We start from the raw sequence: 18,130 nt of genomic DNA, 5'->3' as shown, positions 1-18,130 counted from the left end.
GAGGAGCGTACCGGCGATCCATTCCTCGCACCTCTGCTGACCAGCAGAGACGGCGGCTCCTGAGGTCCATGACAGTGGTTTGGTCCGGGAGCGGTCCGGATCTTGGAGGGGCGGGGGCGTCTCCCGGGCGGGGCGGCGGAGAGTATACGGGCCGTGGCGCGGCGGATTCGGGCGGGGGACATCCTCGCCGTGGAACTCGGTGAGGATGTCATGATCGTCCTGTCGCACCAGGTCGCCGGGGAGGGGAGCGGCGGGAGTACGAGCGAACCTCCTCCGCCGTGCTCGACGCGTACACGGGCCCGGTGGTGCGCCGCTACCTCGGCCGCATCGAGGAGCGGTTGGCCGAGCACGGTCTCGGAGTCCCCGTCCAGGTCATGCAGTCCTCCGGGTCAACTTGCGCACGATCGGGGCGGGCGGCGGCTCCATCGCCTGCGCGGCGGCCGGCGGCCTGCGGGTCGGCTCGGAAACCCCCGACGCCGCCCCGGGCCCCGCCTGCTGTGGACGGGGCGGCACGCGGCTCACCGTGACGGATGCCAACGCGGCCCTCGGCCGCGTGGACCCGAGTGGTTCGCCGGCGGTCATACGGCCCTCGACACCGCCGCGGCCCGGCGGGCCGCGGACGGACTCGCCGCCGAGCCGGCCGGGGGTGTCTGCGACGTCGCCAACGCCAAGGTGGCCCAGACCAGGCTGCCGGGGATCATGCCGAGCGCGGGGGCTGACAGGGCCCAGTCGTTGGCTCCCTCGTCGATGCCGAAGGCGGTTCCGAGGCTCCCGGATACGTAGACGAGGGCGAGCTGCTCCCGCGATTCGATGACGAAGGCCATGAAGAGGGCCGTCGCAACCGGCAGATGGGCCTTCGGGAAGGGCATGTCCTCGAAGAACAGGATGCGCATCCCTCGACGCGGGGAGTGGCGGTACCCCAGACGCGGCCGGATCCAGCCGACTGTGCCGGCTGCACCGAGCAGGTTCCCGCACCGTGCTTCTCGCACAGCCACGTTCCGGTGGCGATGGTGCTCCGGCACGGACGGACGCCCTGCGAAGCCGCCCCGCCCCACCAGAGCCGCCCCGTCCAACCTCGCTACGAGGAGTACCGGCCACCGATGCCCTGGTGTTCGGGCTGTTGAGCGATGGCCCGGCGGGCCGGGTCCGTGAACTCTCGGTCGATCGACTCCTGCAGTGGGCCGATCTCCGTCCGCACGACGTCGTGCTGAGACGGCGGCAGGGTGTCGAGCAGGCCCTCGAGCATGGCGTGGAGCCGTCGGCAGATCTGCATGGACGACCCTCCGTACTCGCGGATCTCGCATGCGGCGAGCTGGAGGAAGTTCTCCCAGTCACGTTCCGGGAGTACGAGCCGGGCGTGCTCGTGGCGATCGGCCGGCACATAACGACCGGGGAGGCATGCGAGCCGACCGTGTGCAGGAAGGGCTCGATGTGGTTGATCACCTGCACCGCCGTCGTAGGGTCGTTCACCGCTGGGGAGAGGGCCCTGATGGCGATGTCGACGAGCACCCTCAGGGCGAACGCGGGGTCCTGCTCGATGGTGCGCTCGGGCCCGAGGGCGACGAGACCGGTCACCCGGTCCGGGTCCGGTTTGGACGTGCCCCCGTGGACCTCGACGAGGACGGTGCCGGGCGGTACGAAGTCGCCGATCAGCCGGGTCACGACGAAGACGCAGTCGTGGCGTGCCGCCTCCGCCACCAGCCCGGCCACGTTGAACGCCTGGTTCTCGGACCGGCATGCCGTCCCATTCACGGCCGCTCCACCGCATCGGCCGGGCGTGAGGCCGGCTCGATCGCCGGCAGCGCCCGCCGCTGGATGCAGGGAGAAGATCGCGCCACGGCCTTCTGACGCACGCTTGGGTGATTGGTTCTTGCTCGACGCGCCGCCCGTGTGTACAAACCATGCCAGCAGTCTCACTCCATGATGTCAAGTGATTGAAACTAGCTACTTTCGCGCAGGTTCAATCATCTCGTGGAAGCGCAGGTGGGAGCTCGGACCACCCCCGGTCGTCTGAGGAGTGGCTGTAACAGCCCTTGACGGCTTGGGTCTTGCGCCTCAATCATTCGGGCCAAGCGGATTAAGTAAAGCCGTCTAAGAAAACACTGGCCAGACACGAGGAGGTGTACGACATGGCCGATCACGCTCTTCACGCGGGACGTCCGGGGCGCCCCGTCTCCGCGTCCCTGCACACGCCGACCAGGCTCAGATCGATCGAGCGTCCCAAGGCGGGGACTCAGGACAACCGCATCCACAACCGTGCGCTTGTTCTGTCGGTCCTGTACCACGAGGGAGCCAAGAGCCGTGCCGATCTGGTGCGGGCGACGCGACTGACGGCTCCCACCGTTTCAGCCCTCGTCGCCGAACTGGAGGCCGACGGTCTCGTCGCCGACGTCGGCCAGCTACCCGACACCGGACGGAGACGGGGAAAGCCGTCGACGCTCGTCGAGATCCAGGACGACGCCGTCACCTTGGTCGTGCTCGACCTCTCCGGTGCGGACCACTTCAACGGCGCGCTCACCAACGTGCGCGGCGAGGTGGGGGAGCGGGTTCGCCTCCCGATCGACGGTGCTGTGGGTGCGGACGCCGAAGCGCTGGTGTTCCGGCTCACCGAGGAACTCCTGCGTCGCGCGTCCCGCCCCGTCCTGGGGATCGGTGTCGCCTCGCCCGGCATCATCGACGACGCGGGAGTCATCCGGACCGCCGCTCACCTTCAGTGGCGGGACTGGCCGCTGGCCGATCAGCTGGCCGAGCGCTTCGGGCTCCCCGCATATGTGGGCAACGACATGAAGCTGGCCGCCCTGGCCGTACTGCACTTCGGCTGGACCGAAGCGCAGAACCTCATGGTGGTAACCGTCGAGCATGGAGTCGGCGCGGGACTCATCGTCGGCGGCCGTCTCGTCGAGGGCGAGCAGTTCGCCGCCGGCGAGATCGGCCACATCACCGTCGACGAGAACGGCCCACCCTGCGTGTGCGGGAGGAGAGGCTGCCTCGACCCCATGATCGATGCGGCGCACCTCCGGAGGCGTCTCGCCGCCACCCCACCGGACCGGCACGACGCCGTACTGGCCGAGGCGGGCCGGGCGCTCGGCATCGTGATCGCGCCCATCGCCGGAGCGCTGAACCTGAACGAGATCGTGCTCACCGGTCCGGCCGAACTGCTCGACGGACCCTTCATCACGGCGGCAGTGGCGACAGCGCGGGCCCGCACCCTCTCACCCATCTCCGCTTCCCTGCGGATCCGTCATCTTGCGGACCACGCCGAACTGAACATGCTCGGGGCGACCTGCCTGGTACTCGCCGCGGAGTTGGGCGTCCTCTAGCCCCCGGGGTCAATTCTTTCTGCGCGCCTCAACCTCCCACGTGCGCACGGCTCTCACCCGTGCGAGGTGCGACTCGGCGCCAGATCGCAGTAACCACATCACTGTCCTGCGCCAGTTCACTGGCGCGGACGTAGCGCGAGGAAGAATCGATGAAGTTCTCGAGAACCGGTGTGGCCCTGGTCGCCACACTGGCGGCAACCGTCACTCTCGGCGCCTGTTCGAGCTCCGGCACCGGGGGGCCCGCCTCCAGCGCGCCGCAGTCCGTCCCCACGGTCAAGGGCGACGGAAAGAACGTCACCGTCTGGGTCATGGAGGGTGACTACTCCGACCAGTCGCTCAAGGCCATCAACTCCCTGTTCGCCGCCCGGACCGGCGCCAAGGCCGATGTCCAGATACAGAGTTGGGACGGCATCAGCACCAAGATCACCACCGCACTCGCCACGTCCACGCCGCCCGATGTCCTCGACCTCGGGAACACCCAGGTCGCCAGCTTCGCCGCCAACGGAGGCCTGAAGGACCTCACTCCGTACGCGAAGGACCTCCAGCAGGGCCAGACTTGGCTCGCCGGTCTGGTCGAACCGGCCACCGTCGACGGCAGGCTCTACGGCGTTCCGGGGTTCGCCGGAGCCCGCGCCGTGATCTACAACAAGGAGATGTGGAAGAAGGCCGGAGTGACCAAGGCTCCGGCGACGTACAAGGAGCTCACCGACGCCCTCACGAAGGTGAAGGCCGCCAACCCCTCGGATCGCTTCTCGCCCATCTACTTCCCTGGCCAGAACTGGTACGCGGCCATGCAGTTCGTGTGGGACGCCGGCGGGGACATCGCCACCAAGGGCGACGGCAAGTGGGCCGGGGCATTCTCCTCGGCCGAGGCCCAGGCGGGCCTGGCCGACTACAAGGCCTTCCAGAACGAGTTCTCCGCGCCCTCGTCCCGCACCGTCGACGCGATCACCCCCGACCAGGTCCAGCTCTTCGCTGACCACAAGGCCTCCGCGATCGTCGCCACCTCCGGCTTCATCGGCCGGATCAAGGAGGCCAACCCCACACTCACGGACGCCTCCCTCGGCACCTTCCCGCTCCCCGGCAAGTCGGGCAAGGCCCAGCCCGTCATGCTCGGCGGATCGGACTGGGGCGTGGCTGCTCGCAGCGCCAACGCCGAACTCGCGCTGCAGTGGATCAAGATCGCCGCGTCCCCCGATGTCCAGAAGCAGTGGATCGTGGGGCACGAGGGCTTCATTCCCAACAGCCTCGAAGGCATCGAGTCCGCGAAGCCGACGCTCAACGACATCCAGAAGGGCTTCTTCGCCGCGGCCCTGAGGTCGCAGGCGACGCCGGCCAGCGCCAACTGGGCCCGGATCGAAGGCAACAAGGAGATCAACAACCTGTTCTCCTCCATCGCCTCCGGCACCAAGACCCCGAAGGACGCCGCGAGCGCGTTCGATGCCGAAGCCGACAAGACCCTGAACTCGACGCACTAGCGGCAGTGGGTGCCCCGGACCCGCCCAGGGCACCCGTACGCCCGGATCCCGAAGCGACAAGAGAAGATCATGACGACATCCTCCACGGCTACGGCTCCCCGTATCGCCGGCGCCGACCGCGACGCCGCGGCCCCATCCGAAACCGGTCCACCCGCTCGAAGCCGACAGACGTCCCGAGCCGCTTGGCTGCTCCTGTCACCCGCGGGTCTTGTGATCCTCACGGTCACCGTCGCTCCCATCGTCTTCCTCGTCTACACCTCCTTCACGGACTACAACCAGCGTTCCCTGTTCACCGGGGCCTACGACGCGGTGGGAGCGGCCCAGTACACCGCTCTCCTGTCCGAGCGGGAGTTCTGGGCGGCCCTGCTGCGCAGCGCGCTGTTCACCGTGGCCATGGTGGCCGGCAGCATTGCCGTCGGGGTCGGTGTCGCGCAGCTCATGACGCGTCTGGCCGACGGCTTGCGGACCCTTGTGACCGTCGTGATGATCCTCGCCTGGGCCATGCCCACCGTGGCTTCCTCGCTGGTGTGGAAGTGGCTCTTCCAGCCCGGGTACGGCGTCGTCAACTGGCTCCTGACACAGACGCACCTGTTCGGTGACCTGACCAGCACGGACTGGGCCAGTCGGCCCGTTCTCGCCTCCCTGTCGATCTGGATGCTGGTGGTCTGGCAGGCCGTTCCGTTCATCGCGCTCACGCTGTACGCGGCGCTCACACAGATGCCGATGGAACTGCAGGAGGCCGCCCGCCTGGACGGTGCCGGTGAGTGGCGTCTGTGGTGGTCGATCACCCTGCCCTTCCTGCGGCCGACCCTGATGCTGGTCACCCTCATGTCGGTGATCTGGGACTTCAACGTCTTCAACCAGATCTGGCTCGTGTCGGCGGGCGGACCGGACTCGGCGACCACCACCCTCGGCATCTATGCCTACAAGGCCGCCTTCGTCGGCTTCGAGGTCGGGCAGGGCGCGGCGCTGTCGGTGGTCACGACCGCCATCCTCGTCGCCGTCACCGCCTTCTACATCCGTGGCCTGCTGCGTTCCGGGGAGGACCTGTGACCGACCGATCCTTCCGGCAGAGCCGGCGCGTTCCTGCCCGACGCGGTGGGGTCCTCGCCAACCTCCTGGCCGTCGTCTTCAGCGTCGTGTGGATCTTTCCGATCTACTGGATGGTCAACACGGCGTTCAAGCCGCGATCCGAGGCGATGACGCCCACACCGCATTTCGTTCCCTGGTCACCCACCCTGGCCAACTTCGACGTGGCGATCCACCAGACGTCGTTCCTCTCCAACCTGGGCAACAGCCTCGTCGTCGTGAGCGGCACCGTGGTCCTCGCGATCGCCCTCGGAATCCTCGCAGCGGCGGCGCTGTCACGCTTCCGGTTCAAGGGCCGCCGCACGATCATGGTGTCGATCCTCGTCGTCCAGATGCTGCCGGCCACCGCCCTGCTCATCCCGACGTTCCTCGTCTTCAACCGCATGGGTCTGCTGGGCACCTACTTCGGCCTCATCCTGGCCTACGTGGCGACCGTCCTGCCGTTCTCCATCTGGGTCATGCGCGGCTTCTTCATCGCCATCCCCGTCGAGATCGAGGAAGCCGCCCGTATCGACGGCGCCGGCACCTGGCAGGTCCTGTACAAGATCCTCTTCCCGCTGGTCGCCCCCGGGGTCGTCGCCTCCAGCATCTTCGCCTTCATCGCGGCCTGGAACGACTACCTCGTCGCCTACACGTTCATGAAGGACCAAAACCAGTACACGCTGCCCGTCTGGCTCGCCTCCTTCACCAATCCCACGACGGGGACGGACTTCGGCGGCCAGATGGCCGGCTCGGTGCTCTTCTCCCTGCCCGTCGTCGTGTTCTTCCTCCTCGTCCAACGCAAGCTTGTCTCCGGCGTCTCCGCCGGAGCCGTGAAAGGCTGATCCGCACATGCTCCTGCCCCGCCCTGCGTCGATACGCACGGAAGACAGCGAGTTCCTCCTGACGGACGCCACCGCCATCACCGCGCCGCCCTCACTCAGCCCCACCGCGCACTGGCTCCAGGAGGCGCTCCGGCCCGCGACCGGACTGGCCCTGCCCGTCACCCGCACCGCCGCACCGGGCGCCATCACGCTCGCGACCTCCGACGAGCTCACGGCGGAGGCATACCGTCTGACCGCGAGTACGGAAGGCGTGACGGTCACCGGCGGAGCAGCAGCCGGCGTCTTCTACGGCTGTCAGGCACTTCTCCAACTACTTCCGCCCGAGGTCTACCGTCGGTCGCGGCAGCAGCCCCAGGGAGGCTGGCCGGTACCCGCCGTCACCATCGAGGACGCGCCTCGGTTCGGCTGGCGCGGCGTACTGCTCGACGTGGCACGGCACTTCCTGCCCAAGGCGCAGTTGCTGCGCATGATCGATCTCCTGGCGCTCCACCGGTTCAACACGCTCCACCTCCACCTGACGGATGACCAGGGATGGCGGGTGGAGATCCGTCGCTACCCGCGGCTGACCGAAGTCGGCTGCTGGCGCGGCGAGTCCCAGCTCGGCGCGGCGGAGTCGGCGCCGGGCGACGGGCGTCCGCACGGCGGTTACTACACACAGGCCGACATCCGGGAGATCGTCGCCTACGCCGCCGAGCGGCACATCACCGTCGTGCCCGAGATCGACATGCCCGGTCATTCGCAGGCGGCGATCGCCGCCTACCCCGAACTCGGTGTGACCGGCGAGGCGATCGAGGTGGGCACTCGATGGGGGATCAGCCGTCACGTCCTGAACATGGAGGAGGAGACCCTCGACTTCGTCCGCAACGTCCTGGACGAGATCGTCGAACTCTTCCCGGGCCCGTACATCGGTGTCGGCGGGGACGAGTGCCCGAAGGACCAGTGGCGCGAGGACCTGCGCACCCAGGAACTCCTTCGGCTGCGGGGTCTGCGGGACGAGAACGCGCTCCAGGCATGGTTCCTCAGTTGTCTTGCCGAGCATCTGGCCACCCACGACCGCAGGGTCTTCGTCTGGGACGACGTACTGGAGGGCCCCGTGCCGCCCGGTGCTGTCGTCGCCTCCTGGCGGGGCATGACGGGAGCCCGCACGGCCGCCGCGCGTGGCTTCGACGTGGTCGCGTGCCCGGACGACCTGGTGTATCTCGACTACCGACAGTCGGACCTGTCCGAGGAACCGATCCCGTTCGCCGTCGCCACCACCCTGCGCGACGCCTACCGCTACGACCCCGTGCCGGCCGGCCTGCCCGACGAGGAGGCAGCCCGTGTGCTCGGAGGCCAGGCCAATGTCTGGACCGAGCACATGGACTCGGCCCGGACCGTCGACTACTACGTCTTTCCCCGGCTCTGTGCCATAGCGGAAGCGCTGTGGAGCGGCGGCGACCGCGACTACGAGGAGTTCCTCGGCCGCCTCGACGTCCACCTCGGAAGACTGGACGCGATCGGTGTCGAGTACCGGCACGCGACCGGGCCCATGCCCTGGCAGACGCGTCCCGGAATCGAGGGCAAGCCCTCGACCCGGGACGCGTGGGCGGCCTTCATCGACGGCCTGGTGGCCGCCATCAAGACCTGAGCGCGCCCCTCTCACGAGCGCGCTCAGCGCAGTACCCGTCCCGTAGCTCCACAGGAGGAAACTGTGCAACGAAGAATAGCCCCGCTCGCACGAACCGGCCTCGCGGCGGGCGCGGCGCTGACCATGACGCTCGGCGTCACGGCGGCGCCGGCCCCCGCGACCGCCGCGGCCACCCTCCCGGGCACCGTCACCATCGGCGGCAAGTGCCTGGACGACGCGGACTTCCACACCGAGAACGGTGCGGTCGTCCAGTTGTTCACCTGCAACGGGAGTGCGGCGCAGAGTTGGACGTGGCAGGAGGACGGTCGTGTCACGCTCACCGTCGCAGGACAGACGAAGTGCCTGGACGTCACCGGAGGCTCGAACGCCAACGGTGCGCTCGTCCAGCTCTACGACTGCTCCGGAGCCGACCGCCAGAAGTTCAAGTACCTGCCCGACGGGACCATCTACGCTGCCAAGTCGGGCAAGTGTCTCGCCGTCCAAGGCGGCGCGACCGCCGACAACGCCCGGGTCGGGCTTGCCCCGTGTGACCCGGCTCAGGCAACCCAGAAGTGGCAGGCCTCCACCGCTCCCGCGCCCAAGTACCAGCTGAGTGCCGGTGCAGACGTGCCGTTCACCAACGGGAGCGACACGCCGCGCTCCGTTTACATCGACGCGGACGGGAAGTTCTACGCCCAGGACGCGCTGGCCCTGTACGAGACCGACGCCCCACGTCGGTGGGACTTCTACTCGGGCGCGGACTTCGACACCGTCACCAAGGACCCGATCAGCAAAGCGGTCAACCCGGCGGACCCGGCCGACCGGAACGACGACACCACCAAGCGCTGCAACAACAGCCCGACCGGCCTGAAGTCCACGTACGCGACCGGCAGCAGCTACTCGCAGCGGAACTTCTGCGACCTCGTGGGCGTCTGGGTCGACCCCGACACCGGCTGGTGGTACGGCCTCGTGCACAACGAGTTCACCCCACGGCCGTTCGGGGACGGGCTCCACTACGACTCCATCGACTACACCGTGTCGAAGGACAAGGGCAGGACGTGGACCATCACCGGTGAGGTCATCACCTCGCCCTTCAGCACCAAGCGGAACGACACGGCGGCCTTCCCGAACGACACCTACTACTACGGTGACGGCGACCCGCGGCTCTTCGTCGACCACCGCTCCGGCTACTTCTACGTCTTCTACGCCAGCCGTGCGCTGAACAAGACCGGCAAGGCGATCTGGCTCCAGCACGTCGCCCGGGCACCGATCTCCCAGAAGATGGCGCCCGGTTCGTGGAAGAAGTGGTACGACGGTGCCTGGACCACCCCCGGTACCGGCGGGGCCGAGAGCAGCATCATCCCCTCGGAGGGAATCGGCACCGGATACACGGCTCCCGCCGAGGACTACTCGCCGAGCACCCAGGGAACCGTGCAGACCCAGGTCGCGAACGGCACCATGCCGGACCACTCGCAGCTGGCCGTGATGAACATCGCCTGGAACGCGTACCTCGGCAAGTACATCGGCACCCCGCAGAACAACATCGCCCAGGACACCGGCACCCGTACCCCGCTGAAGTTCTACGCCACCGACGACCTCGCCACACAGAAGTGGACGGACATCGGCTCCGTGCCGGCGGTTCCCAACGCGGCCTGGTACCGCTGGATGCTCGACGGAGTGAGCAAGACCAGCTCCACCGTCGTCGGCAAGACCTTCCGGTCCTACTGCCTCGTCGACTGCCCGAGCACGGGCTCCGAGATCACCATCGCCCCGAGGTCGTCGGCAGACCTTCCCACACCGCCGGTCACCGCGAACCGCACTTACCGGATCGCCGCCGGCAACGGGCGCTACCTCGCTCAGAGCGGTTCGCGCCCCACCACCTCCGCCAGTGCCCGCACAGCCGCCCAGCAGTGGAAGTTCACCCCCACCGGGGACGGGTTCTACAGCATCACCAACTCCGCCTCGGGTCAGGTCCTGAAGGTCGGCGGCGGAGACGCCGGGCGTGCTTGGGGGGCTGCGGTCTCCCTCGGTACGCGCGGGTCGGCTCCGGCCGTCGGCGAGCAATGGTCCATCCAGGAGGTCACCCAGGCGCCGGCGAGCAGCGGCCCTTCGCTCGGCACCGGCTCCTACCGCCTGGTCAACCGTCACAGCGGGCTGGCCCTCAGTCTCACCGACCAGGGAACGAAGTCCGTCCTCACGTCTCCCCAGCGCAACTGGGACAATGGCGGAGCGTCCGGCGACACACGCCCCGTCTCGGCCCAGACCCTCAACCTCACCCCCGTCGACGGCGGCGTGACCGGTACCGTGACGGTCACCGACCCGGGAGACAGGACCGGCCCCGCCGGCACCGCGATCACCCCGGTGCAGGTCCAGGCCACCAGCTCCGCAGGCGCGACCATGACGTACACGGCGACCGGACTGCCCGCGGGACTTTCCGTCAACGCCACCACCGGCGCCGTCACCGGCACTCCGGTCGGCGTGGGGGCCAGCAGCGTCACGGTCACCGTCACCGACACCACCGGGGCCTCCGGCTTCGTCACGTTCCAGTGGACGGTCACCGGCACGGACATCGCCCGCGGTCGACCGACAATCGCCTCCTCCGCCGAAGCGACGAGCCTCAGCGCCGACCAGGCCACTGACGGCAATCCCTCCACACGCTGGGCCAGCGCCTACTCGGACCCCCAGTGGCTGAGCCTCGACCTGGGCACCACCCGGACCATCAGGCAGGTCAAGTTGAGCTGGGAGGCCGCGTACGGCAGGGCGTACCAGATCCAGACCTCCGACGACGGAACGAACTGGACCACGATCTACTCCACCGCCGACGGCACCGGCGGGACGGACGATCTCGTCAACCTGAACGGGTCCGGCCGCTACGTGCGCATGTACGGCACGGCGCGAGGCACTGACTTCGGTTACTCGCTGTGGTCCATGGAGGTCTACGACTTCTGATCGCACCGCCGTGGTTCGCCCTTCCCGTGCACACGGGCGGACCCGGTCCGCGCAGCCGGGTGAGCTTCGCTCGCGCGGCGGCGCACCGGGCGGGTAGCTGCCCGTACTTCACCCAGCAGCCCGCCCTCCTTCAACGCGCCCTTCGATGCCGGCCCCGAGTACATGCAATGGGGTCGGCATCGCCCTGCTCGGTGCGGTGCCCGTCCCTTTCGACCGTGCCCACAACAGCCCATGAACGCTCGATTCCTCACCCTCACCATGCAAGGAGTCCCATGCCCCGCATCGAAGGGGACATCGCAAGCCGGCCGGAGCACGGCGTGACCAACCCCGCCGACGCCAGTCCGACAGCGGTGGCGGGGACATGACCGTCATCGCCCTCGACATCGGCGGCACCTTCATCAAAGGCGGTGTCTACGCCGGCGACGGCCGTGCCCTGAAGACCCTCACTTGGCCCACCGACACCGAGCGCGGCGGCGACGCGGTCATGGACACCATGCTGGACTGCGCCTCCCACCTGGTCGAGGAAGCAGCCGCCCTCGCCGTAGAACCCGACGCCATCGGGATCGTCGTCCCCGGCCTGGTGGACGAGCAGGCCGGCATCGCGGTCCACGCTGCGAACCTCGGCTGGCACAAGACTCCCGTGGCCCGGTGGGCGGAGGAACACCTCGGCCTGCCGGTGGCCTTCGGCAGTGCCGTCCGCGCGGGCGGTCTGGCCGAGCACCGGCTCGGCGCCGGCCGAGGCAGCAGCGGCTTCGGGTTCGTCACGCTCGGCACCGCGATCGCCGCCGCCGTCCTGCTCGACGGACAACCCCTTTCCGGCGCCCTCGGCCTCGCCGGCGAGCTGGGACACATGGTGGTCCGACCCGGCGGAGAGATCTGTGCCTGCGGTGCGTACGGCTGCCTGCAGACGGTATCCTCCGCGACTGCGGTGGGACGCCGCTACGCCCGCGCTGCCGGACGCGAGGATGTCGGGGCCGACGAGGTCGCCAGGCTCGCCGCCGCGGGAGAGGAACGGGCCACGCGGCTCTGGCGCGAGGCCGTCGACGCCCTCGCCGACGCCTTGGTCTCGTTCACCCTGGTACTCGACCTGGACCGGATCGCCCTGGGCGGCGACCTCGCACTGGCCGGGGAAACGCTCCTGGAGCCGCTCCGTGAGGGGATGGCCCGCCGTCTCGTCTTCCGCCCCGCGCCGCAGTTGGTGCCCTCCGAACTCGGCCGCCGGGCGGGCTGCGTCGGAGCAGCACTCCTCGCCCACGAGCAAGAACGCGAGAAACGACGGCTCGGCGTTGATCGCGGCGTCGCGCCTGGGACCGGATCACCATGAGCCCTGTGACGTTCCACGTTGCCACGGTGGTACCCACCGAGGTCACGAGGCGGCACGGGATGGCGACCCGAGTACGGACGGGACGGCGGCACAGGGGTGTCCTGTGTCGCCGTCCCGGGGTGGACCGTGCCGGGCTGATCAGGCGAGGGGCAGGTCCAGGTAGGAGGGGTCGCCGTCGGGTGAGGAGAGGGTGAGCTTGCCGCCGGCTTCGTTGGCGTCGCCGTAGAACGGGTCCTTGGTGTCGAGGACGAGCATCAGGCGGTGCCCGGCCGGCACGTTGTAGCCGGCGGCCTGGAGCGCGATGTCCGCGATGACCGGCTCGCCCGGGGCCGCGCCCCGGACGGTGAAGGGCGCGTGGGTGATGATGGAGGCGTTGCCGCCGGGAGCGGCGTCGAAGAGGTAGGCGACGAACGTGGCGTTCGCGGCGCTCGGCTGGAACGTCAGCCGGAGCCGGGGGATTCCGCGGACCTTCGCCGTCGCGGTCAGGGGCTCGCCCGCCCACACGGCGGCGTCCGTGCGGCTGATCCGGTCCGTCGGGCAGACCTTGGGCTTGCCGAGCATCTCGGCGTAGCCGGTCTTGATGATCGCGTCGGCGACGGTGGCGGGTGTGTCCGTGCCGGTGGCCAGGGCGGTGGTCCAGCCGCTCTGGGCTTGTCCGCGAGGCCGCCGTCGGTGGCGCCGCGTCACGCCGGGCCGTCAGGCTCTGCTGGTCCTGGCACATCTGCGGTGCGGTGACACCTATGCCCAGCTGGCCGCCGGGTTCGGCATCGGGATCGCGACGGTCTACCGCTACGTCCGCGAGGCGATAGAGGTCCTGGCCGCACTGGCTCCCAGCCTGGCCGAGGCGATGGACATCGCCCGGACCAAGGCGTTCGTGATCCTGGACGGCACGCTGCTGCCGATCGACCGGATCGCCGCCGACACCCCGTACTACTCCGGCAAACACAAACGCCACGGCATGAACGTCCAGGTCCTCACCGACCCTTTCGGGCGGCTGCTGTGGGCCTCACCCGCCCTGCCCGGATCGACCCACGACCTGACCGCTGCCCGCACCCACGGCATCGTCGACGCGCTCACCGAGGTCAGCCTCAAATGCTGGGCCGACAAGGCGTACCAGGGCGCCGGCGGACCCGTCCGGGTGCCGTTTCGTGGCCATCGCCTCAAGCGGTGGCAGCGTCGGCACAACAGCACACATGCCAAGATCCGCTGCCTCGGCGAGCAGGCCATGACCACGCTGAAGGGCTGGCGCCTCCTGCGAAAGCTCCGTTGCAGCACCAACCGCATCACCGCGATCGTCCAGGCCGTCCTCGTCCTTCACCACGCCTCGGCGTGAGGTTGGAAAAGGCTCACTGGTTGCAGCGGGGCCGGCCCTCTCAGGGGAGACCTGGGAGCGGCTTATGGAGCACCTGACCGACGGTGAAGACGAGTGACCACCGGGTCTGTGCCGTCACTCCGAGCCGGCGAGGCCTGAAGTCGGCTGGGGCGGCAGACCACGGAGAGGGCCGAAGACCCAGGTGTCGACGGCGCCGGGGTGGCTTCCCCGGTCGACGGGTGATGGGTTCGTGACGACCGCGGTCGTGCCCATGCCGGTCTCCAGCACGTGGTGCCCCTCGCTCGCCTCGGCGCGGCCCGCATCTCTTTCCGCAACAGGACGGGCGTCGTGCCCTCCCGGGAGTGGACGCGGTCGCCGTACGTACGACGGCACGTCCTGGACCGGTCCGTCCGTGTGGCACTTGTCTTGCCCGGGTGGTCACGGTCGCTTGTAGACGACTCCCTCTTTCATGACGAAGTCGACGTTGCCGGTGATCTCGATGTCGGTGAAAGGGTCGCCGGGCGCTTGCCCAGGCCGGGCAGCCGCCGAACCGGCGTGGGGGCCTTGCCCAGCCGTGAGGACGGGCAGCGAGCCGGCCAGTCCGGGACAGCAGGTGTGCAGCAACGGGGGTGGCATGGCAGAGACGCTAGAGCACCGGGCCGCTGAGGCCGTGAGGTGCGCACAAGTGGGCATCGGGGGCGGTTGGCAGGGTTGGACATGCAGCGGCAGACGCCGGTCCACGATGGTGCACGCCGGTGCACGGCGGCGCACATCGCTTCATGCGCGTGCCATCACGCACCTCCTGTGTGCTCCGCGCGCCCTACCGGTGCCCACGGGGCGACGGAAAGGATGAGCGCACCGAAGGTGAACCAGGTGATCCGCACCCCTGTCCTCGGCCAGGTGGACATGCGGCGGAAGGAGCTCATGGTGTTGCTTCTCATCTCCCCGGACGGTGTCGAGGAAGCCCTCGACTGCGCGAAGGCCGCGGAACACCTCGACATCGTCGATGTCAAGAAGCCCGACGAGGGCTCGCTGGGCGCCAACTTCCCCTGGGTCATCCGGGAGATCCGTGACGCGGTGCCGGCGGACAAGCCGGTGTCCGCCACCGTGGGGGACGTGCCGTACAAGCCCGGCACGGTGGCGCAGGCCGCGCTGGGCGCGGTCGTCTCCGGCGCCACGTACATCAAGGTCGGCCTGTACGGCTGCACGACTCCCGAGCAGGGAGTCGAGGTGATGCGGGCCGTCGTCCGTGCGGTGAAGGACCACCGCCCCGAGGCGCTCGTCGTCGCCTCGGGCTACGCCGACGCCCACCGCATCGGCTGCGTCAACCCGCTCGCCCTGCCCGACATCGCCGCCCGCGCCGGCGCCGACGCGGCCATGCTGGACACCGCGATCAAGGACGGCACGCGCCTCTTCGACCACGTCCCGCCAGAGGCTTGCGCCGAGTTCGTCCGGCGCGCCCACGCGTCCGGTCTGCTCGCCGCCCTCGCAGGCAGTGTCAAGCAGGCCGATCTCGGTCCGCTGACCCGCATCGGCACGGACATCGTGGGCGTGCGGGGAGCGGTCTGCGCGGGCGGTGACCGCAACGCCGGGAGGATCCAGCCGCATCTGGTGGCCGCCTTCCGGGCGGAGATGGACCGGCAGGCCCGGGAGCACGCCGTCGGCGCTCGGGCCGTGAGCTGACCGCCGGGATGCCGACACCAGAAGCAGGTCGTGTGCCTGAGCGACGTGCCGCACGCCTCGCCGTCGTCGACCCGGCCACCGGGGAGACCTTCGACGACGCCCCCGACCAGCGGCCGGACGAGTTGGACGAGGTGGTGGCCCGGGCCCAGCGGGCCTGGCACGGCTGGCGGGCCGACCCCGCCGCCCGCACCACCGCCCTGCGCGCCGCCGCCGACGCCGTGGAGACGGCCGGAGACGGCCTCGCCCGGCTGCTCACGCGGGAACAGGGCAAGCCGCTGGCCGAGTCGTACGCCGAAATCGCCCGTACGGCGGCCCGGCTGCGCTACTTCGCCGACCTGGCCCCCAGGACCCGGCGGATCGACGACGGCCGACCCGTGCACAGCGAGGTCCGCTGGCGGCCCGTCGGGCCCGTGGCCGCGATCGTGCCGTGGAACTTCCCGCTCCAGCTCGCGGCGGCGAAGTTCGCGCCCGCGCTCACGGCCGGCAACACCGTGGTCCTCAAACCTTCCCCCCACACCCCGCTCGCCACCCGGTTGCTCGGCTCCATCCTCGCAACCGTCCTGCCCGAGGACGTCCTGACCGTCGTCACCGGCCGTGAACCCCTCGGTGCCCGTCTCGCCGCCCACCCGGGCATCCGTCACGTCACCTTCACCGGCTCGGTGCCCACCGGCCGGGCCGTCGCCGAGGCCGCGGCGGCCTCGCTCGCCCGGGTCACCCTGGAACTCGGTGGCAACGACGCCGCCGTCCTCCTCGACGACGTCGACGTGGACCGGACCGCGGACCGGCTGTTCTGGGCCGCGTTCCGCAACTGCGGCCAGGTCTGCATGGCGGTCAAACGCGTCTACGTCCCTGCCCGGCTCCATGCCGAGGTCGTCGAAGCCCTCGCCCACCGCGCGAAGACCGTCCCGGTCGGATCCGGACTCGACCCGGACACCCGGATCGGTCCGGTCAACAATGCTCCCCAGCTGGCCCGGGTCGAGCAGGTCACAGGGCGGGCCCTGGCGGACGGCGCCCGGGCCGCGGCCGGTGGCCACCGACTCGGCGGAGCGGGGTACTTCTTCGCTCCCACGATCCTCACCGACGTCCCGCCCGACAGTCCGGTGGTGACCGAGGAACAGTTCGGACCGGTCCTGCCGGTACTTCCGTACGGAAACCTCGACGAGGCCCTCGACGAGGCCAACGCCACCGGCTTCGGACTGGGCGGCTCCGTCTGGGGCACCGATCTCGACCGTGCCGAGGCGGTGGCCGACCGGCTCGAATGCGGCACGGCCTGGATCAACCACCACGCCGAACTCTCCCTCGCCCAGCCCTTCGCGGGAGTCAAGGACAGCGGCGTCGGTGTCGCGGGCGGACCGTGGGGCCTCTACGGCAACCTCCGGCCGTTCGTGGTCCACCGCCCGCGGGAGGAGGAGGCGTGACGACGAGGTTCCAGGCGGCCGTCCTGCGCTCGTACGAGGCCCCGTTCACGGTCGAGGAAGTGGCACTGCCCACGGACCCCGACCCTGGCGAGATCCTGGTCGAGATCGCGGGAGCCGGGATGTGCCGTACGGACCTCGCGGTACGACGATCGGCCGGCCGCAGCCCGCTCCCTGCGGTCCTCGGCCACGAGGGCGCCGGTGTCGTGGTGGCGACGGGCGGCGGCCCCGGAATCGCGCTCGGCGTCGGCGACCACGTCGTGCTGAGCTTCGACTCCTGTGGCCACTGCCGGAACTGCCGCGCGGCCGCCCCCGCGTACTGCGACTCCTTCGCCTCCCTCAACCTCTTCGGGGGACGCGAGGAGGAACCACCGCGACTCACCGACGCGACCGGAAGAGCGCTGGCCCCCCGGTGGTTCGGCCAGTCCTCCTTTGCGGCGTACGCGCTCGTCCCGGCCCGCAACGCCGTCCGGGTCGACCCCACCCTGCCGCTCGAACTGCTCGGGCCACTCGGTTGCGGCTTCCTCACCGGTGCCGGAGCCGTACTCAACACCTTCGCCGCAGGACCCGGCGACACCCTCGCGGTCCTCGGCGCCGGAGCGGTGGGCCTGGCCGCCGTGATGGCGGCCACCGCCGCCGGCGTACGGACCGTGGCCGTCGACCGCCATCCCGAGCGGCTGGACCTGGCCGAACGGTTCGGCGCGACACCGCTGTCCGCCGGATCGCGCGGACTGCCGGAGCGGCTCCGTCGACTGACCGACGGCGGAGCCCAGTACGCCCTGGACACCACGGCCTCGGCCCCGCTCATCAACGACGCGCTCCAAGCTCTGCGACCCACCGGCACCCTCGGCCTCGTGGCACGCCTCCACACCCCGCTGCCGCTCGAACCGGGCACGCTCGACCGAGGCCGTTCCATCCGCCACATCTGCGAAGGCGACGCGGTACCCGGACTGCTGATACCCCGGCTGACCGGCCTGTGGCAGGTCGGCCGTTTCCCCTTCGACCAGCTGATCCGCACCTACCCGCTGGCCGACATCAACGAGGCCGAACGTGACTGCGACGCCGGCCGTGTGGTCAAACCCGTCCTGCTGCCGGAAAGAAGAGACCGATGAGCGAAATCTCCACCACCG

14 protein-coding genes and 3 pseudogenes are annotated in these 18,130 nt (G+C 69.8%); 13 read left to right on the top strand and 4 right to left on the bottom strand.

Going from position 1 to position 18,130, the window contains the following annotated elements; genetic code table 11:
- Window positions 1-275 precede the first annotated feature (275 nt).
- Window positions 276-389: pseudogene (locus tag ACFYX3_RS32480) on the top strand (hydantoinase/oxoprolinase family protein); the annotation flags it as partial.
- Window positions 390-394: 5 nt separating this feature from the next.
- Window positions 395-553 (top strand): annotated as a pseudogene (locus ACFYX3_RS32475) (hydantoinase/oxoprolinase family protein); the annotation flags it as partial.
- 25 nt (window positions 554-578) lie between these two features.
- Here the strand turns inward: ACFYX3_RS32475 and ACFYX3_RS32470 are convergent.
- From ACFYX3_RS32470 to ACFYX3_RS32460, 3 genes and pseudogenes are all read right to left on the bottom strand, one after another.
- Entirely contained in the window at window positions 579-893 is a 315-nt protein-coding gene (locus tag ACFYX3_RS32470) for a hypothetical protein (RefSeq protein ID WP_389021387.1), read from the bottom strand.
- A 185-nt stretch (window positions 894-1,078) separates the two neighbouring features.
- Complete coding sequence (locus tag ACFYX3_RS32465; protein ID WP_389021094.1) at window positions 1,079-1,381, bottom strand: hypothetical protein; 303 nt, start codon at window positions 1,379-1,381, stop codon at window positions 1,079-1,081.
- A 77-nt stretch (window positions 1,382-1,458) separates the two neighbouring features.
- Window positions 1,459-1,662, bottom strand: a pseudogene (locus tag ACFYX3_RS32460) (DUF2254 family protein); the annotation flags it as partial.
- 467 nt (window positions 1,663-2,129) lie between these two features.
- On the opposite strand from ACFYX3_RS32460, the gene ACFYX3_RS32455 reads away from it, so the two are divergent.
- The 7 genes from ACFYX3_RS32455 to ACFYX3_RS32425 all read left to right on the top strand — a co-directional run bounded on the left by ACFYX3_RS32455 (window position 2,130) and on the right by ACFYX3_RS32425 (window position 12,590).
- The gene (locus ACFYX3_RS32455; protein WP_389021091.1) at window positions 2,130-3,320 is read left to right on the top strand and encodes an ROK family transcriptional regulator; all 1,191 of its coding nucleotides are present in this window, start codon (window positions 2,130-2,132) and stop codon (window positions 3,318-3,320) included.
- A gap of 149 nt (window positions 3,321-3,469) precedes the next feature.
- Window positions 3,470-4,798: a sugar ABC transporter substrate-binding protein gene (locus ACFYX3_RS32450; protein ID WP_389021088.1), complete on the top strand. Its 1,329-nt coding sequence runs from the start codon at window positions 3,470-3,472 to the stop codon at window positions 4,796-4,798.
- 210 nt (window positions 4,799-5,008) lie between these two features.
- Window positions 5,009-5,851 (top strand): carbohydrate ABC transporter permease, encoded by an 843-nt coding sequence (locus tag ACFYX3_RS32445; RefSeq protein ID WP_389021085.1) that lies wholly within the window; start codon window positions 5,009-5,011, stop codon window positions 5,849-5,851.
- Window positions 5,848-6,711: a carbohydrate ABC transporter permease gene (locus ACFYX3_RS32440; protein ID WP_389021082.1), complete on the top strand. Its 864-nt coding sequence runs from the start codon at window positions 5,848-5,850 to the stop codon at window positions 6,709-6,711. Before ACFYX3_RS32445 ends, ACFYX3_RS32440 begins: the two co-directional genes overlap by 4 nt.
- A 7-nt stretch (window positions 6,712-6,718) precedes the next feature.
- Window positions 6,719-8,338, top strand: coding sequence for a beta-N-acetylhexosaminidase (locus ACFYX3_RS32435; protein WP_389021080.1), 1,620 nt, complete (start codon window positions 6,719-6,721; stop codon window positions 8,336-8,338).
- A 63-nt stretch (window positions 8,339-8,401) separates the two neighbouring features.
- Window positions 8,402-11,266, top strand: a complete 2,865-nt coding sequence (locus ACFYX3_RS32430) for an RICIN domain-containing protein (protein ID WP_389021078.1) — start codon at window positions 8,402-8,404, stop codon at window positions 11,264-11,266.
- Window positions 11,267-11,627: 361 nt separating this feature from the next.
- Entirely contained in the window at window positions 11,628-12,590 is a 963-nt protein-coding gene (locus ACFYX3_RS32425) for an ROK family protein (protein WP_389021075.1), read from the top strand.
- A 138-nt stretch (window positions 12,591-12,728) separates the two neighbouring features.
- Here ACFYX3_RS32425 and ACFYX3_RS32420 read toward each other — a convergent pair whose 3' ends face one another.
- Window positions 12,729-13,277: a CocE/NonD family hydrolase C-terminal non-catalytic domain-containing protein gene (locus ACFYX3_RS32420; RefSeq protein WP_389021071.1), complete on the bottom strand. Its 549-nt coding sequence runs from the start codon at window positions 13,275-13,277 to the stop codon at window positions 12,729-12,731.
- On the opposite strand from ACFYX3_RS32420, the gene ACFYX3_RS32415 reads away from it, so the two are divergent.
- From ACFYX3_RS32415 to ACFYX3_RS32400, 4 genes are all read left to right on the top strand, one after another.
- Complete coding sequence (locus ACFYX3_RS32415) at window positions 13,171-13,923, top strand: transposase family protein (protein WP_389021068.1); 753 nt, start codon at window positions 13,171-13,173, stop codon at window positions 13,921-13,923. The two genes, ACFYX3_RS32420 and ACFYX3_RS32415, sit on opposite strands and share 107 nt — an antisense overlap.
- A gap of 906 nt (window positions 13,924-14,829) precedes the next feature.
- Entirely contained in the window at window positions 14,830-15,585 is a 756-nt protein-coding gene (locus tag ACFYX3_RS32410) for a (5-formylfuran-3-yl)methyl phosphate synthase (RefSeq protein WP_389021364.1), read from the top strand.
- A gap of 8 nt (window positions 15,586-15,593) precedes the next feature.
- Window positions 15,594-17,003: an aldehyde dehydrogenase family protein gene (locus tag ACFYX3_RS32405; protein WP_389021065.1), complete on the top strand. Its 1,410-nt coding sequence runs from the start codon at window positions 15,594-15,596 to the stop codon at window positions 17,001-17,003.
- Entirely contained in the window at window positions 17,000-18,112 is a 1,113-nt protein-coding gene (locus ACFYX3_RS32400) for an NAD(P)-dependent alcohol dehydrogenase (RefSeq protein ID WP_389021061.1), read from the top strand. Before ACFYX3_RS32405 ends, ACFYX3_RS32400 begins: the two co-directional genes overlap by 4 nt.
- The last annotated feature ends 18 nt before the right edge of the window (window positions 18,113-18,130 follow it).

Source organism: Streptomyces sp. NPDC002463, from assembly GCF_042889835.1.
In the GTDB taxonomy this organism is placed as follows: Bacteria; Actinomycetota; Actinomycetes; order Streptomycetales; family Streptomycetaceae; genus Streptomyces; species Streptomyces nymphaeiformis.
The sequence above is the reverse complement of the archived record's forward strand: the minus strand, read 5'-3'. Positions and strand labels throughout refer to the sequence as shown.

Excerpts from the sequence above, each read along its gene's own strand:
- ACFYX3_RS32425 (WP_389021075.1), top strand. The coding sequence starts at position 11,628 with ATGACCGTCATCGCCCTCGACATCGGCGGCACCTTCATCAAAGGCGGT.
- ACFYX3_RS32415 (WP_389021068.1), top strand. The coding sequence starts at position 13,171 with ATGATCGCGTCGGCGACGGTGGCGGGTGTGTCCGTGCCGGTGGCCAGG.
- ACFYX3_RS32450 (WP_389021088.1), top strand. The coding sequence starts at position 3,470 with ATGAAGTTCTCGAGAACCGGTGTGGCCCTGGTCGCCACACTGGCGGCA.
- ACFYX3_RS32455 (WP_389021091.1), top strand. The coding sequence starts at position 2,130 with ATGGCCGATCACGCTCTTCACGCGGGACGTCCGGGGCGCCCCGTCTCC.
- ACFYX3_RS32435 (WP_389021080.1), top strand. The coding sequence starts at position 6,719 with ATGCTCCTGCCCCGCCCTGCGTCGATACGCACGGAAGACAGCGAGTTC.
- ACFYX3_RS32470 (WP_389021387.1), bottom strand. The coding sequence starts at position 893 with ATGCGCATCCTGTTCTTCGAGGACATGCCCTTCCCGAAGGCCCATCTG.
- ACFYX3_RS32405 (WP_389021065.1), top strand. The coding sequence starts at position 15,594 with ATGCCGACACCAGAAGCAGGTCGTGTGCCTGAGCGACGTGCCGCACGC.